The sequence below is a fragment of the Candidatus Polarisedimenticolia bacterium genome (assembly GCA_036004685.1).
Taxonomy (GTDB): domain Bacteria; phylum Acidobacteriota; class Polarisedimenticolia; order Gp22-AA2; family AA152; genus DASYRE01.
The window spans coordinates 148308-169137 of record DASYRE010000036.1 but is presented as its reverse complement, the minus strand read 5'-3'; the positions used below and the strand labels follow the sequence as shown (position 1 = coordinate 169137).

The following is a 20830-nucleotide window of genomic DNA, read 5'->3' as shown; positions in this document are numbered from 1 at the left end:
CCCGCCTGAGATTCCGAGATGCGGCCGGGCGGCCGGCGGCCCGGCCCATCCAGGCGCACCTCTTTAGACCCTGCCCCTCCTCGGCGCGCCGGCGTCAGGGCCTTGAAGCCGGCTCCCCAGACAGACCATGCTAGACTCGCCATGAGAGGGGTACGGCCTGCCGGGAGCGCTTGGCGCCGTCCCGGCCCATCGAGAGGAGCTCCCATGGAGAAGAACTTGATCGCTCAGGCCTCCACCGACATCGACGCCTCTCCGAAGGAAGTTTGGAAGGCGCTTCTCGACCCCGAGGCGATCCGGCAATACATGTTCGGCGCCCGCGTCGACTCCGACTGGCGGGAAGGAAGCCCGATCGTCTGGCGCGGAGAGTGGAAGGGAAAGGCCTACGAGGACAAGGGGGTCGTCCTGCGCGTCAGACCGGAGCAGAAGCTCGAGTACAGCCACTTCAGCCCGCTTTCCGGCATGCGCGACGACCCGGAGAACTACCACACCGTCACCATCGAGCTCGCCCCGCGGGGAAATGGCACGCGCGTCACGCTGGCGCAGGACAAGAACCGCACGGAAGAGGCCCGGGACCATTCGCAGAAGAACTGGGAGATGATGCTCCAAGACCTGAAGAAAGTCGCCGAGACCTAGCGTCGCGTGTCCGGAATTCCGTTACGTCCGGTCCGCCGTTCCATCCAGGCAAGCCGCGCCCTCGCTGGCGGGCCGCGTTGGGCACCCGGCGATCAGGCGCGTGCCATCCGGCCTTCTGGGCGGCCTCGAGGCTAAGGCGATTTCTGAGGCGCAACCCTTGCGCCGCCGGGGGCCGGGACGTCCGAGCCGACGAGGTCGGATGCATGCGATCCAGAGACTCCGGAAGCGGTTCCCTGCCGCCCGATTCGCCGCGGGATGAAAACCTGGACGATCTGCGCGATCGCATCAGCCGGATCGATCAGGAGCTCGTGGCGATGGCCGCGCAGCGCGTCGCGCTCGCGCGGCGGGCGGGGGAGCTGAAGCGCCGGCGGGGAATCCCCACGGTGGACTACGCTCAGGAGAGGATCGTCGTGGAGCGTGCGCGCCGGGCCGCCCGGGAGCTGGGTCTCGGATCGGCAGTGGCGGAGGAGCTCATGGCCGGGCTCATCCGCGCTTCGGTGACGGCGCAAGACGACGACAACCTGCGCCTGGCGGCCGTCGGAACGGGGAAGACGGCGGTCGTCGTGGGAGGGGCCGGCCGGATGGGCCGGTGGATGGTCGGTTTCCTCTCGGCTCAGGGATTCCGCACCGGCGTCCTCGATCCGGCCGCCCCGGCGGAGACGAACGACGCGACCCGGCGGGCGCTCCCGTCCGCCGATCTCGTCGTCTGCTCCACCCCTCCCGCCGCTACAGCCAGGCTCTATCTCGACTGGCTCCAAGAGCCCCCTTCCGGGGTCGTGGTCGATATCGCCAGCATCAAGACTCCGCTGATCGAACCGATCCGGGCGCTGCAGCGCTCGGGCGGCCGCGTCGCCTCGATCCATCCGATGTTCGGTCCCTCCACCTACCTGCTGCGCGACGCCGACGTGGTGGTCTGCGACACGGACGACTCCGGAACGCTGGAGACGGTGGAGAGCCTCTTCCAGCCGACGACCGCCCGGCTGGTCCGCGTGCCGCTGGTCGATCACGATCGGATCATGGCCGATCTACTGAGCCTCGCCCACGCCTCCGCCATCGCTTTCGCCCTCGCCTTGCCCGCGACGAAGCCCCCGGTGCGGAGCACCTCCTTTCGCGCGCTGGAATCGCTCGCCGCGGCGGTCGTTCGCGAGAGTCCGGAGGTGTATTACGAGATCCAAGCGAAGAACCCGCACTCGCCCGCCGCCCTCGAGCGCTTGCGCGCGGCGCTGGACCGCCTGACCGCTTCCATTCGGGCGCAGGATGTGGATGGATTCCGTTCCCTTCTCGAGGAAGGAAGGACCCGGACGCCCGAAACGCCGGGATGAGCCGGTAACGTCCGGGGAGGCCCCCGCTGATGGCCCCATCGACGATGAACGGCGTCCTCCGGGACCCAAGCTCCGATTCCCCGGAAGTCGTCGCTTTTCCGCCCATGCTTTACTTGACCGCCTTCGCCATCGGTCTGGTCATGCATTTCCTCTTTCCCATCGGCCGCCTTCTCTCGCTTCCGGCCAGGCTGCTCGGCGTTTTCCTCATCGCGGCAAGCGGCGCCCTGGCGATTCCGGCGAAGAGGGCGATGCGCCGCGCCGGCACCAACATCAACCCCAAGCTCCCGGCCACCGCGATGGTCACCGACGGACCATTCCGCTACACGCGGAACCCTCTCTATCTCTCGCTCGCCGCTCTCTACGCCGGGCTGGCGCTGCTGATCGGCGCCGTCTGGCCGCTGGTGTGGCTCGTGCCTTTGATGATTCTCGTCCACTGGGGGGTGGTGCGCCGGGAGGAGCGTTATCTGGAAGCGAAGTTCGGGGACGCCTATCGAGCCTACAAGGCGAGGGTGCGAAGGTGGATCTAGCGCCTCGGGAGGGGCGGCAAACGCGCATCGTTCAGGGAGGGTGGCGCTCGCTGCTCGGTGCGGGCATGACTCGGCGCCCCAAGGCCGAGGCGGGAACGCCAGCGCGCCACGAGTAGCGCCATAGGCCCGCGCCTGCCCTGTCGACCCGCGGGCCGCCCCCCATTCCTTGCCGTTTTTCCTCGCCATCCCGGGACGACACAATGCGAGTTGAGGGGCCGGAGGACAGTTGGATTTGATGACCCTGGTGCCCCGACGCGGGCGGCCTGCGCCTGGAGCGTCGAGGCGCGACTGAGGAGGTCGTGCATGACCCGTCGCATCGTCTTGTTTGCGGGAATCCTGCTGACGGCCCTGGTGACGGGCGTGTTCTGGGGAACCTGGTTCACGCTCACGCGCTCGCTCGAGGCGTTTTCCCCCGCGGAATTCCTGCACATCGGGAAGACGATCATCGCGAACGTCGCGGTTCCGATGCGGCTCCTCATGCCCTCGGCCCTGTTCCTCTTGGTCGCAGCGGTATGGCTGCACCCGGCGAAACGTTCCGCGAGCTTCGCCCTCCTGGTCGCGAGCCTGGGACTCCTACTCGCCACGCTGCTGATCACTCTGCTGGTGGAGGTGCCGATCGACAATGAGATCCGCCGGTGGACCGTCGCCACGCTACCCGAAGACTTCGAGGCGAAGCGCCTGACCTGGAAGAGTTTCCACGCCTGGAGGACACTGACGTCGGTCGCGAGTCTGGGGGCGCTCCTGGCGAGTGTTCTGTCTCCCTCGGGCTCCGGCTACGCGAGTCGCTAGACGACGATAGCCCGCCGGGAGGCTCCCCGAGCGGCTCTCCAGCCGGTCAGGCGGAAAATTTTTGCCTTAGGGCGGCCGAGATTGTATAGTAACGGCTTCCCGGTCACTGAAAGGAGGGGCGTCAGACGCCTAGAAGAGTCTTCTTCTGCAGTTCTTTTGAGTGGGTGGGCTGGGTCCTGTATCGAAAACCACAATCGAAGGGGAGGTAGGCATGAGGAAAGTGGCGTTGATGACGGCAGTTCTTTTCGCCCTGGCGGCGGTTCTCGTTCCGGCGGGCTCGGCCCTGGCCGGCGACAAGGGCGGCAAGAGCCATGAGGCGAAGGGCGAGGTGGTTTCGGTCAACGTGGATACCAAAGAGCTGACCTTCAAGACCGACGCGGGCGAGACCAAGACGGCTGCCGTCCTGGGCAAGGCCATCGACACCTTGAAGAACCTGAAGCCCGGCGACAAGGTCACGCTGACCTGCTCCGACAACGAGAAGGGCGAGCACCTCGGAATCAGCGACATCAAGGTGACGCCTGCGTCGGGTTCCTCGGGTTCCTGAGAAACCGGCCAGATCCAGTCTCAGAGCCAAGCTGATTTCCACGGCCCGGAGAAAAGCTCTCTCCGGGCCTTTTTTTTGGCTCGTCATCGAGCTTCGTCACAGTTCACCGGGGCGGTAGACGCGCGTGAGGTGGACGCGTATCATGGCCTGGGTCCTGTGGGAGAACAGAGCGGAATGAGGCACCGATACTTGGCCGTCATGGCTCTGCTGCTGCTGAGTGCTCCTTGGCTCACGGCGGCTTCCCCATCAAGATCGTCGCCCAATGGAATGCGCCCCCGGGCGGAAGAACGAAGATCGAAAAAGTCATCGCTTTGGGCATCGCCGAGGATCGAGAGCTGCGCCGTCGATTCGAAGACAAGCTGGTGAGCCATCTGCTGGGAAGGAAGATTTCCTCGGTGACCAGCTACTCGTTGGTGCCCGATCTCATGCATCCGGAGAGCCGCGAGGAAATTCTCCAGCTTCAAGTCGGGCATTCAGGTCGGGAAGGCGTTCAGCCGGACCTTTGCGGTCTGGGCACGGCCCGAGGCCTCCTGGGGAGGGCATCCCCGGGAGGACTGGGCGCTGGAGGTGGCGATAGTCTGGACCGCCAAGTGAGCCGAGCCGCGGCCCTCACCAGATCGAGACGATCGACAGGCGAATCTCCTCGTTATGGAGCGGCACGGGCGTCTCGGAGCGATGCGTCCAATCAGTCTGAATCCTCACCTTCTCGCCCGGCGCAAACCAGTTGAGCCCGAACGTACGGGCCCGGATCGAATCGACCCCGGCTCCGCGATCGGAGTCCAGCTTCTCGTATCGTGCCGTGAGCTGGAAGCGGCCCGGCGGGCCGCCTCCGGGCAGGAGCAGCCCGGCCTGAGTGTAGTAAGTGTCGATGTGCCGGGTGTTCAAGGCCGGGTTGGCGTAGTCGTCCCGCCGGTCGAGATAGGCTCCTTCGAGCGTGAGCGACCATCGTCCGGTGAAAGGCTCCTCGTAGTAGACGTCCGCGGCCAGCGAACGGTAATTCCTCAGCTCCGTCGTAAAACCCGAATCGTCCCGCGAATCAAGGCGCCGATCCTGCCGATCCCCCTGGATCCCGAACTGCAGGACGCGCTTTTCGCCGAGCGTCGTGCCCGGATAACTGACTCCGGTCTCGCGCGTGAACCAGTTCCAGGAGAGGCGGGTGGAACCGCGCAGGGAGCTTTGGCTCGTCGTTCTCTCCTGATCGGAGCCGTCGAAGAGCGCGGCGCGATATTGGAAGCCGCCGGCATTGCCCCACACCATCCCACCCACGTCGCGCGATCCCTCGCGGGCGGGCCGGAGAGCGGTCAATCCGGCCCGTTCCACCAGGAGCAGGTCGAAGTCCCCTTGAAGGTTCTGGCGGAGAAACGGTACTTTGAACTGTCCGGCGAGCAGTTGAAAAGCGTCAGCCGGCTTGTAATTCAGGTAGGCATCCTTGACGCGGAATCCGGCGTCTTCGGCGAATATCTTGCTGGCGACGTTGTCCTGGCCGAACTGCAGGTATCCATCCAGACGAGGGGACAATTGCGCGCGCATGAGGAGCCGGGCCCGGCGAATCATGAAATCGGTCGTGCTCCCGTCCTGGGCCGGAGTGCCGGCCGGATACGGAAAATCGGGCCCCTCGCGGACTGCCCAGATCATGAGCCTGGCTTCGAGCTCGAGCTTTCCCTTCTCCCCCTCGGCCAGCGTGATCCAGGCGCGCGCCTCGGAACCGGATAGGGCGAGCAGAAACGCCAAGCCGAGGAGTGCTCTCCGCCAGGATCGACCGACACCAAACATGTTCGTCCTCCTCCATGATTGACCGTGGGGCGCGAATCCTGCGAACGGTAACACTCGAAACGAACTCCCTTCAAACCGAGTGAGTTTTACCGCGGGACGCTGCGCGAGCCGGAAAGTTTCGACAAAAGCAAGAACATCCGCTGTGCCATCACGGGTAGGCGGCGGAACGATACTACCCCGGTTTCAGAGCGCCGCGAGGACGCGGCAGGCCTGGGCCTTGAAGACGAGGTGGACCGGAAGACCGGGCCGCAAATCCAGCTCCCGGCGGGAGCGGGGCGTGATCGATGCGAGGACTGACTGTCCGGTCCCGGCCAGCTCGATCGTGACGGGGACGCTTGCCTCGACGCCGTCCCCCTCCGCCGCCTCCGTGACTTCTCGGACCACGCCCGGCAGAACGTTCTGCGCCGAGAGGCCGCGGGGAGGGTCGATCGCCAGGATCAGATCCTCGGCGCGCAGTCCGATGATCACCTTGCGGCCCCGGACCAGGCCGTCTCCGCGCAGGCGAACCCGGCATCCGGAGGCAAGGGCGACGCATGTCATACCCTCCTCTTCTTCCCCCACCTCCCCCCGCAGCGCGTTCTCGAATCCCTCGTCCCGTGCTATGGGGAAGACCCTCGGATCCGCGAAGGCTCTCTGCGCCGGGCCGCAGGCCAGCGTTCTTCCCTCTTCGAGAACGAGAATCTCGTCGCACAGGATCCGGATTTCGGTCGGATCGTGCGAGACGAGGATCGTCGGCAGCGAGAACTCCTCGCGAACCCGGAGAAGAAAGGGGAGGATCCGCCGGCGCAGCGGCAGGTCGAGGCCAGCGAGGGGCTCGTCGAGCAGCAGAAGACTGGGCCCGGAGCAGAGAGCGCGAGCCAGGGCGACTCGCTGCTTCTCGCCGCCCGAAAGCTTTCCAACCGGACGACGCTCCAGGCCATTCAGCTCCAGGACACGAAGCACTCTTTCGGGATCCAGGCGCCGGGGCGATCCTGCCGCGCGGCGCGTCCCGGCGAGCACGTTCCCCAGGACGTCGCGATGCGGAAACAAGAGTCCCTCCTGAGGCACGTAGCCCAAGCCGCGGTGCTCCGGAGGGAGGTTGATCCCCGACTCCGAATCGAGACAAAGACGGTTGGCGACGGCGACCACCCCGGACGCATCGGAGCGCAGGCCGGCAATCACCTCGAGGATCGTGGTCTTGCCCGCCCCGGAGTGACCGAAGATTCCCAGGAACTGAGAGCTCGTTTCCCAGCGGACCCTGAGAATGAAGCGGTCGAGAGGAACCGTCAGGTCGATCCGCAGCGCCGGCATCAGGCGGCCCTGCGATCCGGCTTCAGGAGAAGCTCCACGCACCAGATCGCGGCAAAAGCCAGGACGACGGTGATGCCGACGAGAATCATGGCTTCGCGATCGCGCCCCACCTGCATGTCGTTGAAGATCGCCAGGGCCAGCGTCTGGGTCCGGCCGGGAATGTTCCCGGCCACGATGACCGTGGCTCCGAACTCGCCGAGAGCGCGGCCGAATCCCAGGATCGCCGCGGCCAAAAGGCCGGATCGGGCCAGGGGCAGGGTGACGCCGAGGAAGGCGCGCCAGCGGCCGACCCCGAGGGTGCGGGCCACCGCCTCGAGGCGGGGATCGACCCGCTCGAACGCCACGCGGGCGGTGCGCGCGACCAGCGGCAGCGCCATGATGGCCGAGGCGAGGGCCGCCGCCTTCCAGGTGAGGAGCAGCCCCGGGTCGAATCCGAGGGTCCGCTCGCCCAAGAGACCGTCACGCGCGAGCAGGCGAAGCAGAAGATAACCGATCGCCGTCGGTGGCAGGACGAGCGGCAGGGCGGTCAGCGTTTCCAAGACGCTCTTGCCGCGCACGTCGTAGCGGGCGAGAAGCCAGCCGAGGAAGACTCCGGGAGGTAGGATGACCGCGGTCGCCGCGGCAGCGACCTTCAGGCTCAGGAGCAACGGAACCAGGGCGTCTCCGCTCACGAAGGATGCGCCAGCACGACGAATCCATAACGCTCGAAGGCGCGCGTCGCCTCCAGGCCGGTGAGCCAGGCGAGCAATCGCCGCACCGCCGCGGGATCCCCGGGGCCCTTCAAGGCGGCTAGCGCGTACGAAATGCGCGGGCCGTCCGCGGCCGGGACCTCGTACAGGATGCGCACCTTCCTGGAGATCGCGACGTCGCTCCGGTAGACGACCCCGGCATCGGCGGCGCCGCTTTCCACCAGGCTCAGGGCGGCGCGGACGTCGAGCGAAGGGACGATCCGGCCTTGCAGCGCGTCCCAAAGCCCGGCTTTTTCGAGCCAGGCCCTGGCATATTCCCCGGCGGGCACGGCCTCGGGATTGGCCAGGGCGAGCCGGCGGATTGCCGGCTGGTTCAAGTCCGCCGGTCCTTGAAGCGCGATGGCCGTATCGGCTGGGCCGACCACGACGAGGCGGTTCGAAAGCAGGGAGAGCCGGGAGGATCCGTCGACGAGCCCAGCGGCGGCGACCTTGTCCATCCAGGCCTCGTCCGCCGACAGGAACAGATCGGCCTTCCCGGCGGCGATAATCTGCCGGGCGAGATCGTTGGAGCCTCCGAAGTTGAACACCGGACGGATCCCCACCTGCGATTCGCAGCGAGGCGCGAGATCCTCGAGGACGTCGCGCAGGCTGGCGGCGGCGTAGACGGAAATCTCGATCGGCCGCTTTGGCGCGGCGGCGCCCAGCCCGCCTGCGAGGGCGGCGGGGAGCAAGAACGCTGCGATCCGGCGATAACTTCGCAAGGGCGTCCCCCGATCCGGCGGAGCGGCGTTTTCGGCAAGGCGCGCATTGTATATCATGGGATATATTGAGGGCAATCGCGGGCGCGAAGATTCGGCCCCACGGGCCCATCTCCGGATCCGTCAGGGTCGGAAAGGAAAGCATGCAGCGGCGGTGGGAAGCGCGACCTCGATGGCGGCTGATCGGCGGCCAGGAGATCGCCCTGGGGCCCGGGAAGGCGGATTTATTGGAGGCGATCCAGCGCCACGGCTCCATCACCGCGGCCGCGCGGGATCTCGGGATGTCCTATCGAAGAGCCTGGCTCCTGGTGGAGACGATGAATCGCTGTTTCCCCACGCCCCTGGTGGCGACGTCTCGATGGCGCGGGCGGGGAGCGTCGCTTTCCGAGGCGGGAAGGGAGGTTCTCAATCTCTATCGCGACCTCGAGCGAAAGAGCCTCCGGGCTGCGCGGCAGCCACTGCGCCGCCTGGAGGCGCTCCTGGGGATCGCGGCCACGAAGCCGGCCGGCTCGACGCGCGGATCGAAGCGAAGGACCGCGCGGCGTCGCCCGGCCGTGGGAGAGGGGCCACGCCCCGAGCGCCGCACGCGGCGGGCGGATGGGCCCTGATGCAGGATCCGAAGCGGACCACCTGGTTGCCGACCGGCATCTCCTTCTTGCGCATTTCGGCCCGGCCCGCCGGCGGCTGCCACGCGGCCGAATTGCCCTGCTCCGCGGTCTCGTAGCCGAGAAGGTCGTAGGAATCGATGACGAACGGCAGGCCTTCACCGGTGAGCGGAGCCGGCTTCGAAGCGATCTGGAAATGCAAGTGGGGGCCGACGGCGTTCCCGGTGTTCCCGACGTGGCCAAGCACCTCTCCGCGGCGCACCTTCTGGCCGGGGCGCACCAGGATGTCTGCCTTCAAGTGAGCATAGAGCGGCCCAGCCATTCGAAGGCCTTTTCCCGCTCTTTGAGCCGGGCGTAGGCGCGGCCGATTCGGAAGCGGACGCCCGCTTGCATCATCGGCATTCCGGCCAGGAGCGGATCGGCCTTCTGCAGCGCCTCGAGGGCTCGCGCCGTCTCCCCGATCTCCCAGAGCGACTGCCCCCACTGGTACCAGGCCGTGCCGTTGTCGGGCTCCTGGCTCGTGACCGTCTCGTAGGCCTTCGCCGCCTCCGCGAATCTGCCGGCCCGGTAGAGAGCCGCCGCGTCGCGCATCGCCGGCGATTCGCTCTGCGCTCGCGCCAGCGCCGGCCACAAGAGGGCCGCCGCCAGGGACGCCAGGATGATTCGTCTCATTCGATTCCTCCTCGAAGACTGGGGAAGACGACGCCGGCCCGGGCCGGCGTATCGGGTTTCCGTCGATGCGGCTTTTGTAAGCCACCCCGGCGCGGCGCGCTATCAAATTCTTGCTCGTGGGAAGGGGAGGCGGGAGCGGCCCGGGCGGCGGGGATCAGAGACTGAAAAGGAAGCGGGCCGGAACGGCCCCGCTCAGACGGGAGCGTCGTCCCGGAAAGCGGCCTCGCTTTCCTCGGCCGAGGCGCCCGACTCCTCGATGCGGTTGATGAGACGGGCGCAGGCGTTCCAGTGAAGAATGGCTTCCTCGTTGCCCGCGGGACTTATCGGCTGGGCGCTCTCGAAGAGGCGCATCGCTTCGCGCAGCCAGTCCGCTGCGACGCGGGCGGGTCGGTCTCCGGCCAGCTGGGACTTTCCCCAGCGCTCGCAGAGGATCCCGTCGTAATAGGCGCGATCGTACTCGCCGCGCAGGCGGGCAAGGACTTCCCGCGCCTCCTTGATCCCCGCGTGAAAGCCCGGCCGTCCGAACTGATCCGTCAGGCACAGCAGAAGCATGACCAGCGCTTCCTGGCGATCGGGGTCGGTTTGCAGGATGTCGCGGCAGATGCTCTCCGCCTGCCGCGGCTGGCTGAGGAGCCGATACCGATCGGCTTTCCGGAGCGCCTCGGGGATCGCTTCGCGTGAAATCGGTTTCATCTCGAACATGCCGGAACCTTTACGGGCGGCCCGCCGGCCGGAGCCAGTCCCACAGCTTCTTCAAGGGATCGTAGCGGCGGTCCACCAGCCGCTCCTTGAGGGGAATGATGGCGTTGTCGGTGATGGTGATGTTCTCCGGGCAGACCTTGGTGCAGCATTTGGTGATGTTGCAGTAGCCGATTCCCTGGGCGGCTCCCAGCTCGTCGATCCGATCCTCGACGTCGAGAGGATGCATCTCCAGCGCGGCCGCGTGGACGAAGAAGCGCGGGCCGATGAAAGCGTCGTGCCGGTGGTGCTCCCGCAGGACGTGGCAGACGTCCTGGCAAAGGAAGCACTCGATGCACTTCCGGAACTCCTGGACCCGCTCGACGTCCTCCTGCGACATCCGCCACGTCCCGTCCGGCGCGTCGGGTGGACGCGGCTTGAACGGCTTGATTCGTTTCTTCACCTCGAAGTTCCAGGAGACGTCGCACGCCAGGTCCCGGATGCGGGGGAAGGCGCGCATCGGCTCCACGGTCACGGGGGCCGCCAGCGAAAGCTCGGAGAGGCGAGTCATGCACATCAACCGGGGTTTTCCGTCGATTTCCGCCGAGCAGGAGCCGCACTTGCCGGCCTTGCAGTTCCAGCGCACCGCCAGGTCTCCCGCCTGCTCCGCCTGGATCTGCAGGATGGCATCCAGGACGACCATTCCTTCGACGACCTCGGTCGAGTAGTCCTGGAATTCGCCGCCGCGCGCGTCCCCGCGCCAGATTCGGAACGTGGCGGACGTCATCAGCCCTGCTCCTTGACGATGGCCGCGAGATCGGGCCGCATGTCGGGAATAGGCCTCCGCTCTACGAGCATGGCGCCGTCCGGGGCCGCCTTTACGACGACGTTGAACCGTCCCGCCTCCGGATCTTTCTTCGGATAATCCTCGCGGAAGTGGGCTCCCCGGCTTTCCTTTCTCGCGAGAGCCGAGCGCGTGATAGCCTCGGAAATCGTGAGCATGCATCTCAAGTCGAGGGCGGTATGCCAGGCCGGGTTGTACTGGCGGTTTCCCTCGGCGCGCACCTTTTCCGCGCGCTTTTCGAGCGAGGCGATTTCCTCCAACGCCCGCCGCATCTCCTGTTCGGTGCGGACGATTCCGACGAGATCCTGCATCGTGTTTTGGAGATCGCGCTGGATGACATAGGCGCCTTCTCCTTCGCCGGGCGGCCTCGAAAAGGGCTCCAGGGCCCCGCGGACCCGGCGCTCGACCGCTTCGGCGTCGGTCTGGCCGAGGCCTCGCTCCTTGGCGAACCGGGCGGCATACGCTCCGGCGCGCTTGCCGAAGACGAGAAGATCGGAAAGGGAATTCCCTCCGAGCCGGTTCGCGCCATGCAGCCCCGCGGCGCACTCGCCCGCGGCGAAGAGGCCGGGCACCGTCGACATCTGGGTCTCGGGGTCTACCCGCACCCCCCCCATCACGTAATGGGTGGTCGGCCCCACCTCCATCGCCTCCTGCGTGATGTCGATGTCGGCAAGTTGCTTGAACTGATGGTACATGCTCGGGAGCTTCTTCTTGATGCGCTCCTCGGCTCCGGAGATCTTCCGCCGGATCCAGGCGATGTCCAGAAAGACGCCCCCGTGGGGACTTCCCCGGCCGCTCTTGATCTCGCGCATGATGCAGCGCGCCACGTGATCCCGGGTCAGCAGCTCCGGCGGACGGCGGGCATTCCTGTCCCCCTGCGTATAGCGCCACCCCTCCTCCTCGTTGTCGGCCGTCTGGGCGCGGTAGTTCTCGGGGATGTCGTCGAACATGAAGCGCTTCCCGTCCTTGTTGAGCAGGATGCCTCCCTCGCCGCGGACTCCTTCGGTCACGAGGATTCCCTGGACGCTCGGGGGCCAGACCATTCCGGTAGGGTGGAACTGGACGAATTCCATGTCCATCAGCTCGGCCCCGGCTTCGAAGGCCAGGGCGTGGCCGTCTCCCGTGTATTCCCAGCTGTTGCTGGTGATCCGGAACGCCCGGCCGATCCCCCCCGTGGCGAGGATGATCGCTTTCGCTCTGAAGAGATGAAAGAACCCCCGCTCGCGATCATAGGCCAGCGCCCCGGCGACGGCGTCGCCGTCCTTGAGCAGCGACGTGACGGTGCATTCCATGTGAACGTCGATTCCGCGATGGACGCCGGTGTCCTGCAGGGTGCGAATCATCTCGAGTCCGGTGCGATCACCCACGTGGGCGAGTCTCGGATAGCGGTGCCCGCCGAAGTTCCTTTGGAGGATCTTGCCGTCCCGAGTGCGGTCGAACAGGGCTCCCCAGGCCTCCAGCTCCCGGACGCAAGCGGGAGCCTCCTTGGCGTGGAACTCCGCCATCCTCCAGTCGTTGAGGTAGCCCCCGCCGCGCATCGTGTCGGCGAAGTGCACCTGCCACGAGTCGCGCTCGTCGACGTTGGCGAGAGCCGCCGCGATCCCCCCTTCCGCCATCACCGTGTGGGCCTTCCCCAGGAGCGACTTGCAGACGAGGCCCACGGAGACGCCCGACGCCGACGCCTCAATGGCCGCGCGCAACCCAGCTCCGCCCGCGCCGACCACGAGCACGTCGTGTTGGTGCGCCTGGACTTCGGCCATCAGAAGATCCTCCAATCGCTCCAGATCCCCATCGAGAGCATGCGGACGTAGACGTCCGAGAAGGCCACCCAGAAGAGGCTCATCCAGGCCCAAAGCATGTGCCGGCGGTTCAGGCAGCTCACGCAGCGATAGGGCGTCCTGCCCAGCGGCCCCTTGCCCACTTCGTCGCGGCCCCCGCCGATCAGGTGCCGGAGCGAATGGCAGCTCAGCGTGTAGCCGCCGAGGAGAAAGACATTGGCGGCGAGGACCAGCGTCCCCACGCCGAGGCCGAAGCGCGTCGAACCGGTCCCCGGGTCCTCGAACCAAAGAGCCTTCCAGACGTCGGAGGCGAGAATGAAAATGAAGAGGAGGGCGACGTAGAGAAAGTAGCGATGGACGTTCTGGAGGATCAGCGGGAACGATCTCTCGCCCCAGTAACGCTGGCGCGGCTCTCCTACGGCGCAGGACGGCGGGTCCGCCCAGAATCCCTTGTAGTACGCGCCGCGGTAGTAATAGCAGGTGAAACGGAAGCCGCCCGGGGCCCAGAGAATCAGGAGCGCCGGCGAGAAAAGGAGCCACGAAGGCCACCAGGCCGGCTTCGCGCCGAACCAGGCATGGGGCGATTCACCGAAGATCTCGGGAGAGTAGAAGGGGGACAGGTAAGGTCCCCAATGGTAGTGATTTCCCTGCAGCGCCGCCCACGTCGCGTAGACGACGAAGGAGAGAAGGACGATGAACGTCAGGAGCGGCGCGAGCCACCAGGCGTCACGACGCTTGGTCTCGCCGAAGCGACGAGGCTCGGGGAGCGACCCTTCGAGGTCCGGCATTCCCTCGTTCTCCATGCGTCCGCCCTCGTGGGCGAAGACTCGCCGAGCGCCCGCTCATCGGGGATCTCGACCCCGGCGGGGCCCTATCATAGGACACTTGCCCCCGGGCGCCAAGGCTGGCAAGCACGGAGCGGTGGCGTTTCCCCACGTTCCGCCCGGCCGGCTCCGACTCGGCATCGGAGGCGACGGAGCCCGCCTGCCCCCGAAGCGAATCGACCGCCGACCTCCGATGAGCCGGGCCACCGGTGACGAGTCCTGCGGCACGCTATCCCCCCGCAGATCCGAAAGGCCAGCGACGCATTGGCATGGGAAGGCGTGGTGATTCAGATTGTCCGGTCGAGTCAGAAAACTCGTGAAACTTTTCACCGTGGCGGTGTCCGGGGGGCGCTCATCGGTGAGCCAGTCCTTTGGCTCGGATGGACAGCGTGCGCCGTGGCGGCTATCCTGCGTTCCCCGGAGCAGGAGGAGGCCCGATCGTGGCAGAGGAAACGCCGGAGCGCTGGCGCCGCATCTTCTCGATCTTCGAGGAAGCGCTGGAGCTTCCGCCCGGGAAGCGCGCGGAGTATCTCGACGCGGCGTGCGGCGAAGATGCCGATTTGAAAACCCGCGTCAGCCAGCTCCTCGAATCATCCAGCAAGCCGAGCGGCATCCTTGATGAGCCGCTGCTTTCCCCCGCCGCCCCTTTCCTCGATTCTCCGCCTCAGCCGACGAGCTCCCTTGATTCGTCAAGCGAAAGTGCATCGCCGGGCCCACCGGGCTCCGGCTTACAGCCCGGAGGAAGCCTCGGCCCCTATCGTCTTCTCCGGAAGATCGGGGAGGGAGGGATGGGCGAGGTCTGGCTCGCGGGCCAGACGGCGCCGCTGCGGCGGCAGGTGGCGCTCAAGCTGATCAAGGCGGGGATGGACACCCGCCAGGTCGTGGCGCGCTTCGAAGCGGAGCGGCAGGCGCTGGCGCGGATGGACCATCCCGCCATCGCCCGCGTCTTCGAGGCCGGCGAGACGCCGCGCGGCGCCCCTTATTTCGTGATGGAGTACGTCGAGGGGGAGCGCATCACCGCCTACTGCGACCGCGAGCGCCTCTCGACGCGCGACCGGCTGGAGCTGTTCATGCGGGTGTGCGAGGGAGTGCAGCACGCCCACCAGAAAGGGGTCATCCACCGCGATCTCAAGCCCTCGAATGTCCTGGTCGCGATCCAGGACGGCAAACCCATCCCGAAGATCATCGACTTTGGAGTGGCGAAGGCGACGGGAGAAAGGCTGACCGAGCGGACCATGTTCACCGAGCGGGGCGTCCTGATCGGAACGCCGGAGTACATGAGCCCCGAGCAGGCGGATCTCGGGGGGCCCGACACCGATACGAGAACCGACGTCTACGCGCTCGGGGTGCTTCTCTACCGGCTCCTGGTCGGCGCACTCCCGTTCGATCCGCAAGACCTGCGGCAGGCGGGCTTCGACGAGATACTCCGGAGGATCCGGGAAGTGGATCCCCCCCGGCCCAGCACCCGGATCAGCTCGATGGGCGAAGCCTCGACGGAGGCGGCGAAGAGCCGACGAACGGAGCCCGGGAAGCTGGCGAGCCAGCTGCGGGGGGATCTCGACTGGATCACCATGAAGGCGCTGGAGAAGGACCGCCGGCGCCGGTACGGATCCCCTTCCGAGATGGCCGCCGACATCTCCCGCCATTTGCGGGACGAGCCGATCCTGGCGGGGCCGCCCGGCGCCGGTTATCGCGCCGGGAAGTTCATCAGGCGGCACCGCGCCGGAGTCACCTTTGCAGCCCTGGTCCTGATCGGCCTCGCCGGTTTTGCCGTCGTGATGGCGGTCCAGGCCCGGCGAATCGCCCGGGAGCGCAACCGGGCCGCGCGGGTCTCGGAGTTCCTGACGGGGCTGTTCAAGGTGTCGGATCCGGGCGAGGCGCGCGGGAATTCGGTCACGGCGCGGGAGATCCTGGATCGGGGCGTCGACAAGATCGAGAAGGATCTCTCGAAGGAGCCCGAGGTCCAGGCGCAGCTCATGATGACAATGGGAAACGTCTATACGAACCTAGGCCTCTACAGGAAGGCCGAGCCGCTCCTGGAGAAATCGGTCGAGACCCGCCGACGGCTCCTGGGCGAGAAAAGCGACGAGACGCTCGTCTCGATGCACAATCTGGCCTTCCTGTACGGGCTCCAGAGCCGCTACTCCGAAGCGGAGAAGCTCTACGCGCATGTCCTCGTAATCCGGCGCGCGCTCCATGGGGAGAACCACCGGGACACGCTATTCTCGATGAGCGGTCTGGCCCAGATGACCATGCAGCAGGGGCGCCTCGACGAGGCGGAGAAAATCATGCGACGGGTCCTCGAGGCGCGGCGCGCCTCGCTCGGAGAGGATCATCCCGAAGCGATCGGCTCCCTGCACGACCTGGCGATCCTCACACTCGAGAGGCGGAGATACCCCGAAGCGGAGAAGCTCTACCGGGAGGTGCTCGAGAGATACGGGCGTATCTTGGGGGAAGATCATCCCTTCACGATGGCGACGATGCAGAACCTGGGAATTGCAATCAGAGCGCAGGGGCGGTACGAGGAGGCCGAGAAACTGTTCCGTGACACGCTGGAGCGGGAAAGACGCGTACTGGGTGAGGATCACCCCATGGCTCTGGAGGTGATGAACCAGCTCGCGAACCTGTACGACAGCCAGGGACGGTACGCGGAGGCCGAGGCCATCGACCTGCAAATTCTCGAGAAGCGCCGCCGCATCCTGGGTGACCAGAACCACGAGACGCTCTCCAGCTACAACAACCTGGGCAACATCTACCTCATGCAGGGACGATACGCCGAAGCGGAGTCGATGTATCGGAAGGCGCTCGAGGGGGACCTGCGCACCGTAGGGCCGGACCATCCCGACACGACCAAGGTCTACTACAACCTCGCTTGTCTCGCCGCCCTGCAGGGAGATCGCGCCCAGGCCCTCCGCCGGCTCGACGAGGCGGTGTCGCACGGATATTCGCATTGGGACGTGATGATGCGCGACTCCGACCTCGCGGTCCTGCGCGGCGATCCCGCCTTCGACGTCCTCGTGGCCCGGGCGAAAAGGAACCCCCCGCGGTAGCCCTCCCGAAACCTCAAGGCCCCGCTCGGCTCGCCGCCGCTCCCCCAGGGCTGTAGCGCGCCCCGGAGCCGCCGTTGGCCGTTTCCCCGACGGCGCTCAGGACCGGACTGCCCGGAGCGATCCGGAATCGTCCACCGTCAGCGTGGTGGCCCGGCCGTCGCGAACGGTGAAGCGGATGTGGACCGACTCCGCCCCCGCGGGATAGAAATCGAAGCCGCCGCGATGAAAGAGGAACCGCCGCGTTCCGCCCGTCCGGGCGATCCCGAGCCGGGCGTCGGCGAAGGTGACTTCGAAGCGATCCCGCGGCCCCTTTCCGAAGACGTAATCGCCGCACAGCATCTTCGCCTCCCGCTCCGCAAGGGGCTCGAGAGGCCTTTCGCTTCCCGCGGTATCGAGAGTCTTGAGAAATGCGGCCACCGACGCCGCGCCGCCCGCGGTCGCGTGATCGACCAGCGGAATGCCGTGGGGTCCCTTGACGCGCTCGATCCCCGGGAGAGCCCCGACGATCGATTGGACCACCTCGAGTTGGCCCAGCATGGCGGCCGAAAAAATCGTCGGCGGCGCTCCGCGCGAAATCAGAAAACGGGCGATTTCCCGCTGCCCCATGTGTGATGCCGCCCCCAAGGCCGTTTCCCAGTCGCCGAAGCCCCAGTCCCAGGAAGCCCGGGCGAGTGTCGGGCGGCTTTCGACCAACGCGGTGACCTTCTCCAGGCTGAAATGCGAGACGCCGACCATTTCCCGGACCAACTCGGGATCCTGCGTCGGGTAGAGCTCGTGCACGCCGCCGTCCTTGGGCTGCCCCGCAGGCGGCGCCGGCCCCGCAGCGGCCGCGGGAATCGTGGCATTCAGCACCGGGTACAGCAGCAGCGCGCTCGACTTGAGGAGAGAACGACGATCCATGCGGCTCATGGTGGCCTCCCAAAGTGAACAAGAGATCGGAGATTACGCGACCCGCGCGGGAATCACCCTGCAGGACGGCATGAGGAAAGGATGAAGGCGATCCGAGGGACGCGGCGGGATGAGCTCGGGCTTAGCAGCTAGGAGTCGAGCGGCAGAGCCGCAGGGGAGGGAGGTCGCAGCAGAGAATTGCGGACCGCGCCGGCAACCGCCTCCGCGATCTCGGATTGAAGCACGAGCCAGTCGGCTCCGGTTCGATCGAATCGGCGGGCCCACAGATGGGTCTCGTCCTCGGAGCGGATCAAATGGACGATGACGCGGGTTTTCTCTTCCCGATGCTGGAGCTGGCCCAGAACGACGTAGTCGGCGTGGAGGTCGCGGCCGATTTCCTTCACGTCCCGGAAGGTCCGCAAGCGCTGCAGGATGGCGGCATTCCCGATGACTCCCAGACGCCCGGGGCTCAGCTCCGCCAGGCGGGCGACCACCGCGTCGGAGAGGCTGCGGGAGGCGGAATCCAGCGCGGGGTTCCCCGTTTCGTTGTCGAAGGCCGCGACCGCCAGCCGAATCGTCGGCCGGGCGAAGAGGTGGCCGAGAGCGCCGCCCCGCCACAGGCCGGCGGCCAGCGCGGCCCCCCCTGCGAGAAGCAGCAGCGCGGCCAGGGCATGGGGCAAGACCCGGCGCGACCCGGAGTCTTGGGGCTCTGGCGGGTCCGGCCGAGGCTCTCCGGGCGGATCGGCGCGGACCGGAGCCAGAAACTGGAAGCCGCGGCGGGGCAGGGTCCGAATGTACGTCGCGGAATTGGCCGAATCCCCGAGCGCCGACCGGACCTGGGCGATGCAGTAGGCCAACCCGCGCTCGAAATCGACGAACGTGCCGGAGCCCCAGACGTGCCGCTGCAGCTCCTCCCGGGAGACGACCTGCCCCGGCTTCGATAGCAGAAACGCCAGAACCCTGGCGGGCTGCGGCTCGAGGCTCATCCGCACCCCGTCGCGATGAAGCTCGCCGCTTTGCGGGTTGAACTCGAAGGGGCCGAAACGGTAGATCAATTCGGTCGGCACGGAAAAACCCCGGAGTCAGGCAGGGCCGTCAGGCGGCCCGGCCCTCGACGATGCTCAGCGGGCAGGCGGTTGGAACGATCCTCTTCAACCGGAAGCCGGCCCCGGCGAGGAGATCCTGGAATTCGGAGGCGGTGCGCTCGCGCCCTCCCGTCATGGCCAGCATGTTGACGTCCAGGAGCTTTCCCCAGTGGGGGGCGTTGCCGCGCGGCACCACCGTGTCCACGACCAGCACCCGGCCGCCCGGAGCCAGCGCTTCCCGGCAGCTCTTCAGGATCTTCGTGCAGAGGGAGTCGTCCCAGTCGTGCAGGATGTACTTCATGATGTACGCGTCGGCCCCTTCGGGCACTCCCCGGAAGAAATCTCCCGCCACGAACTCGATGCGGCCGTGGAGCCCTTTCGCGTTGAGATACGGCGCCGCCTTGGCGCGCTCGACGGCGTGCGGCAGGTCGAAGAGAACTCCCCTCAGGCGGCGGTTGCGGCGCAGGATTTCCGCGAGGAGGTGGCCCTGGGAGCCCCCGACGTCGACCAGAGTGCGCAGCGCCGAGAAGTCGTAGGCCGCCGCGATGGCCGGGTTCTCAGTGCCCGAGAGGCTCGACATCGCGCGGGCGAAATCGCCTCCCTTCTCGGGGTGCTTCTCGTAGTACTCGAAGATCTTCATCCCGTGGACCCTCGGGAAGGCCGCCTCGCCGTTGCGAACGCTTTCGAGGATGTCCTGCCAGGCCTCCCAGTTGTAGTCTTCGACCATCATCACCGCGAAATCGCGCATCGAGCCGGGGACGCCGGTCCTCAGCGTGCCGGCGAGCGGCGTCAGCTTGAAGCGGCCGCCGGCGGTCTCCTTGAAGACCCCCACGCCGGCGAGAGCCCGCAGGATACGGTGCAGGGCGATCGGGTTCGCGCCGGTCTCCGCCGCCAGATCGGCGGCGGTCTTGGGGCCTTTCGCGAGGCGGTCGGCAAGCTCCAGCTTGGCCGCCACGTAGACGAGCTGGGAGACCCAGTAGCCGGTGACGAGGTCGAGCATCTGACCGGGGAGCGGCTTGCCGCCGCCGAGCTTCTTTTTTTTCACCTTTTTTTTCACCGACAGCCTCCTGGGGAACGTCTGGCGCCGTTTCATGGCGGTGGCCCCGATCATCTGCCCGGGGGAAGGCGGTCGATCGCGCTCAGGACTTCTTCAGGGCGCGCCCGCACGGTGATCGACCTGGTGAGATTGACCCAACGGATCGTCCCGCTCGAGTCGACCAGGAACTCGGCGGGCCGGGAGATGTCCTTTCCATCCGGTCCGCCCCCCGCATGAAGGAGATCGTAACGCCGGATCGCCTCCGCGTTCGGGTCGGACAAGAAGGTGAAGCTGAATCCCAGCTCCTGGCGGTGTCGGCGATTGACCTCCGGCGGATCGACACTGATGGCGAGCAGGCGGACCCGCCGCCGATCGAAGTCCCCGAGGCGTTCCTCGAAACTCCGCAACTCGGAGTTGCACAAGGGTCACCAATAGCCGCGATAGAAGATGAGGAGGGCTCCTTGGAGCGATTCTCCACCCTCGTGGCCGAGCAGCGCTGAGAGGGAGACGCTCCGGCCGTCCTGATCGGGCAGGGTGAAATCAGGCGCCGGCGAGCCGACGTGCGGCGCGCCGGACGAGACGGGGAGCTGCCGCGACGCGACGAGGACGCCGTAGCAGAAGAAGACGAGGATGAGAACCCCCAGACCCATCAAGACCGGCGCGAAAACCCTGCCGCGATAGAGCTGCGGCTCGCGATAGGCGCGGCCCAGCCCGCGGGCCAGGATCGCCAGACCCGCGCCAAAGAGGAGCAGATTGGCCCAGGGGAAGTCGCGCGTGATCGGAAAGCGCGTGAAGACCGGGACGTAGGTCAGGAAGGCGACCAGGACCGTCCCGAATCCCGCCCAGGCGGAGACGTTCCAGCGACGCTTCATGGAGACACTCCCAGAGTCCCGTCAGTATACCGTAAGGAGGGAGTCGCTTCGGGGGCGCCGCGCTTCCGGAGGGGACCGTTTGGGGCCGGATCGCACGCGCCGGCGCCGGCTGTTGACATCGCGATCGATAATCACGAGGATCGACAGGTCAACCAAGTTCCTTGGCTCCGGCT

Annotated in this window: 20 protein-coding genes and 1 pseudogene; 7 read left to right on the top strand and 14 right to left on the bottom strand. The window is 66.9% G+C overall.

Going from position 1 to position 20830, the window contains the following annotated elements; all coding sequences use genetic code 11:
- Window positions 1-204 precede the first annotated feature (204 nt).
- From VGR67_09770 to VGR67_09750, 5 genes are all read left to right on the top strand, one after another.
- Window positions 205-633 carry an SRPBCC domain-containing protein gene (locus VGR67_09770; protein ID HEV8336692.1) on the top strand — a complete coding sequence of 143 codons (429 nt, stop codon included), beginning with the start codon at window positions 205-207 and terminating at the stop codon, window positions 631-633.
- Between the two features lie 203 nt (window positions 634-836).
- Window positions 837-1955: a prephenate dehydrogenase/arogenate dehydrogenase family protein gene (locus tag VGR67_09765; GenBank protein ID HEV8336691.1), complete on the top strand. Its 1119-nt coding sequence runs from the start codon at window positions 837-839 to the stop codon at window positions 1953-1955.
- A 29-nt stretch (window positions 1956-1984) separates the two neighbouring features.
- On the top strand, window positions 1985-2482 hold the full coding sequence (locus VGR67_09760; protein HEV8336690.1) for an isoprenylcysteine carboxylmethyltransferase family protein: 498 nt from the start codon (window positions 1985-1987) through the stop codon (window positions 2480-2482).
- Between the two features lie 303 nt (window positions 2483-2785).
- Window positions 2786-3271: an anthrone oxygenase family protein gene (locus VGR67_09755; GenBank protein HEV8336689.1), complete on the top strand. Its 486-nt coding sequence runs from the start codon at window positions 2786-2788 to the stop codon at window positions 3269-3271.
- A gap of 211 nt (window positions 3272-3482) precedes the next feature.
- The gene (locus tag VGR67_09750; GenBank protein HEV8336688.1) at window positions 3483-3815 is read left to right on the top strand and encodes a hypothetical protein; all 333 of its coding nucleotides are present in this window, start codon (window positions 3483-3485) and stop codon (window positions 3813-3815) included.
- 609 nt (window positions 3816-4424) lie between these two features.
- Here VGR67_09750 and VGR67_09745 read toward each other — a convergent pair.
- The 4 genes from VGR67_09745 to modA form a co-directional block, all read right to left on the bottom strand.
- The gene (locus tag VGR67_09745; protein ID HEV8336687.1) at window positions 4425-5546 is read right to left on the bottom strand and encodes a porin; all 1122 of its coding nucleotides are present in this window, start codon (window positions 5544-5546) and stop codon (window positions 4425-4427) included.
- Between the two features lie 225 nt (window positions 5547-5771).
- Complete coding sequence (modC, locus tag VGR67_09740; GenBank protein HEV8336686.1) at window positions 5772-6878, bottom strand: molybdenum ABC transporter ATP-binding protein; 1107 nt, start codon at window positions 6876-6878, stop codon at window positions 5772-5774.
- Window positions 6878-7549 (bottom strand): molybdate ABC transporter permease subunit, encoded by a 672-nt coding sequence (gene modB / locus VGR67_09735; protein ID HEV8336685.1) that lies wholly within the window; start codon window positions 7547-7549, stop codon window positions 6878-6880. The genes modC and modB overlap by 1 nt, the downstream gene beginning before the upstream one ends.
- The gene (modA, locus tag VGR67_09730) at window positions 7546-8328 is read right to left on the bottom strand and encodes a molybdate ABC transporter substrate-binding protein (protein HEV8336684.1); all 783 of its coding nucleotides are present in this window, start codon (window positions 8326-8328) and stop codon (window positions 7546-7548) included. The genes modB and modA overlap by 4 nt, the downstream gene beginning before the upstream one ends.
- A 140-nt stretch (window positions 8329-8468) precedes the next feature.
- Between modA and VGR67_09725 the strand changes: the two genes are divergently transcribed.
- A complete protein-coding gene (locus VGR67_09725; protein ID HEV8336683.1) occupies window positions 8469-8933 on the top strand; it encodes a LysR family transcriptional regulator in 465 nt (154 codons plus the stop codon).
- Between the two features lie 291 nt (window positions 8934-9224).
- Here the strand turns inward: VGR67_09725 and VGR67_09720 are convergent, their stop codons facing one another.
- From VGR67_09720 to VGR67_09700, 5 genes are all read right to left on the bottom strand, one after another.
- The gene (locus VGR67_09720; protein HEV8336682.1) at window positions 9225-9602 is read right to left on the bottom strand and encodes a tetratricopeptide repeat protein; all 378 of its coding nucleotides are present in this window, start codon (window positions 9600-9602) and stop codon (window positions 9225-9227) included.
- A gap of 192 nt (window positions 9603-9794) precedes the next feature.
- Complete coding sequence (locus VGR67_09715) at window positions 9795-10304, bottom strand: hypothetical protein (protein HEV8336681.1); 510 nt, start codon at window positions 10302-10304, stop codon at window positions 9795-9797.
- A gap of 10 nt (window positions 10305-10314) precedes the next feature.
- On the bottom strand, window positions 10315-11070 hold the full coding sequence (locus VGR67_09710; protein ID HEV8336680.1) for a succinate dehydrogenase/fumarate reductase iron-sulfur subunit: 756 nt from the start codon (window positions 11068-11070) through the stop codon (window positions 10315-10317).
- Window positions 11067-12884, bottom strand: a complete 1818-nt coding sequence (locus VGR67_09705) for a fumarate reductase/succinate dehydrogenase flavoprotein subunit (protein ID HEV8336679.1) — start codon at window positions 12882-12884, stop codon at window positions 11067-11069. The genes VGR67_09710 and VGR67_09705 overlap by 4 nt, the downstream gene beginning before the upstream one ends.
- The gene (locus tag VGR67_09700) at window positions 12884-13705 is read right to left on the bottom strand and encodes a succinate dehydrogenase (GenBank protein ID HEV8336678.1); all 822 of its coding nucleotides are present in this window, start codon (window positions 13703-13705) and stop codon (window positions 12884-12886) included. The genes VGR67_09705 and VGR67_09700 overlap by 1 nt, the downstream gene beginning before the upstream one ends.
- Window positions 13706-14166: 461 nt before the next feature.
- Here VGR67_09700 and VGR67_09695 point away from each other — a divergent pair, with 461 nt between their 5' ends.
- Window positions 14167-16776: a tetratricopeptide repeat protein gene (locus tag VGR67_09695; GenBank protein HEV8336677.1), complete on the top strand. Its 2610-nt coding sequence runs from the start codon at window positions 14167-14169 to the stop codon at window positions 16774-16776.
- A 426-nt stretch (window positions 16777-17202) separates the two neighbouring features.
- Here VGR67_09695 and VGR67_09690 read toward each other — a convergent pair.
- The 5 genes and pseudogenes from VGR67_09690 to VGR67_09670 form a co-directional block, all read right to left on the bottom strand.
- Window positions 17203-17511 (bottom strand): annotated as a pseudogene (locus VGR67_09690) (ankyrin repeat domain-containing protein).
- A 302-nt stretch (window positions 17512-17813) separates the two neighbouring features.
- The gene (locus tag VGR67_09685) at window positions 17814-18731 is read right to left on the bottom strand and encodes a winged helix-turn-helix domain-containing protein (GenBank protein HEV8336676.1); all 918 of its coding nucleotides are present in this window, start codon (window positions 18729-18731) and stop codon (window positions 17814-17816) included.
- Between the two features lie 28 nt (window positions 18732-18759).
- Window positions 18760-19806, bottom strand: coding sequence for a methyltransferase (locus VGR67_09680; GenBank protein HEV8336675.1), 1047 nt, complete (start codon window positions 19804-19806; stop codon window positions 18760-18762).
- Between the two features lie 50 nt (window positions 19807-19856).
- Window positions 19857-20207, bottom strand: coding sequence for a redoxin domain-containing protein (locus VGR67_09675; GenBank protein ID HEV8336674.1), 351 nt, complete (start codon window positions 20205-20207; stop codon window positions 19857-19859).
- Window positions 20208-20210: 3 nt separating this feature from the next.
- The gene (locus VGR67_09670) at window positions 20211-20657 is read right to left on the bottom strand and encodes a hypothetical protein (protein ID HEV8336673.1); all 447 of its coding nucleotides are present in this window, start codon (window positions 20655-20657) and stop codon (window positions 20211-20213) included.
- Window positions 20658-20830: the final 173 nt, after the last annotated feature.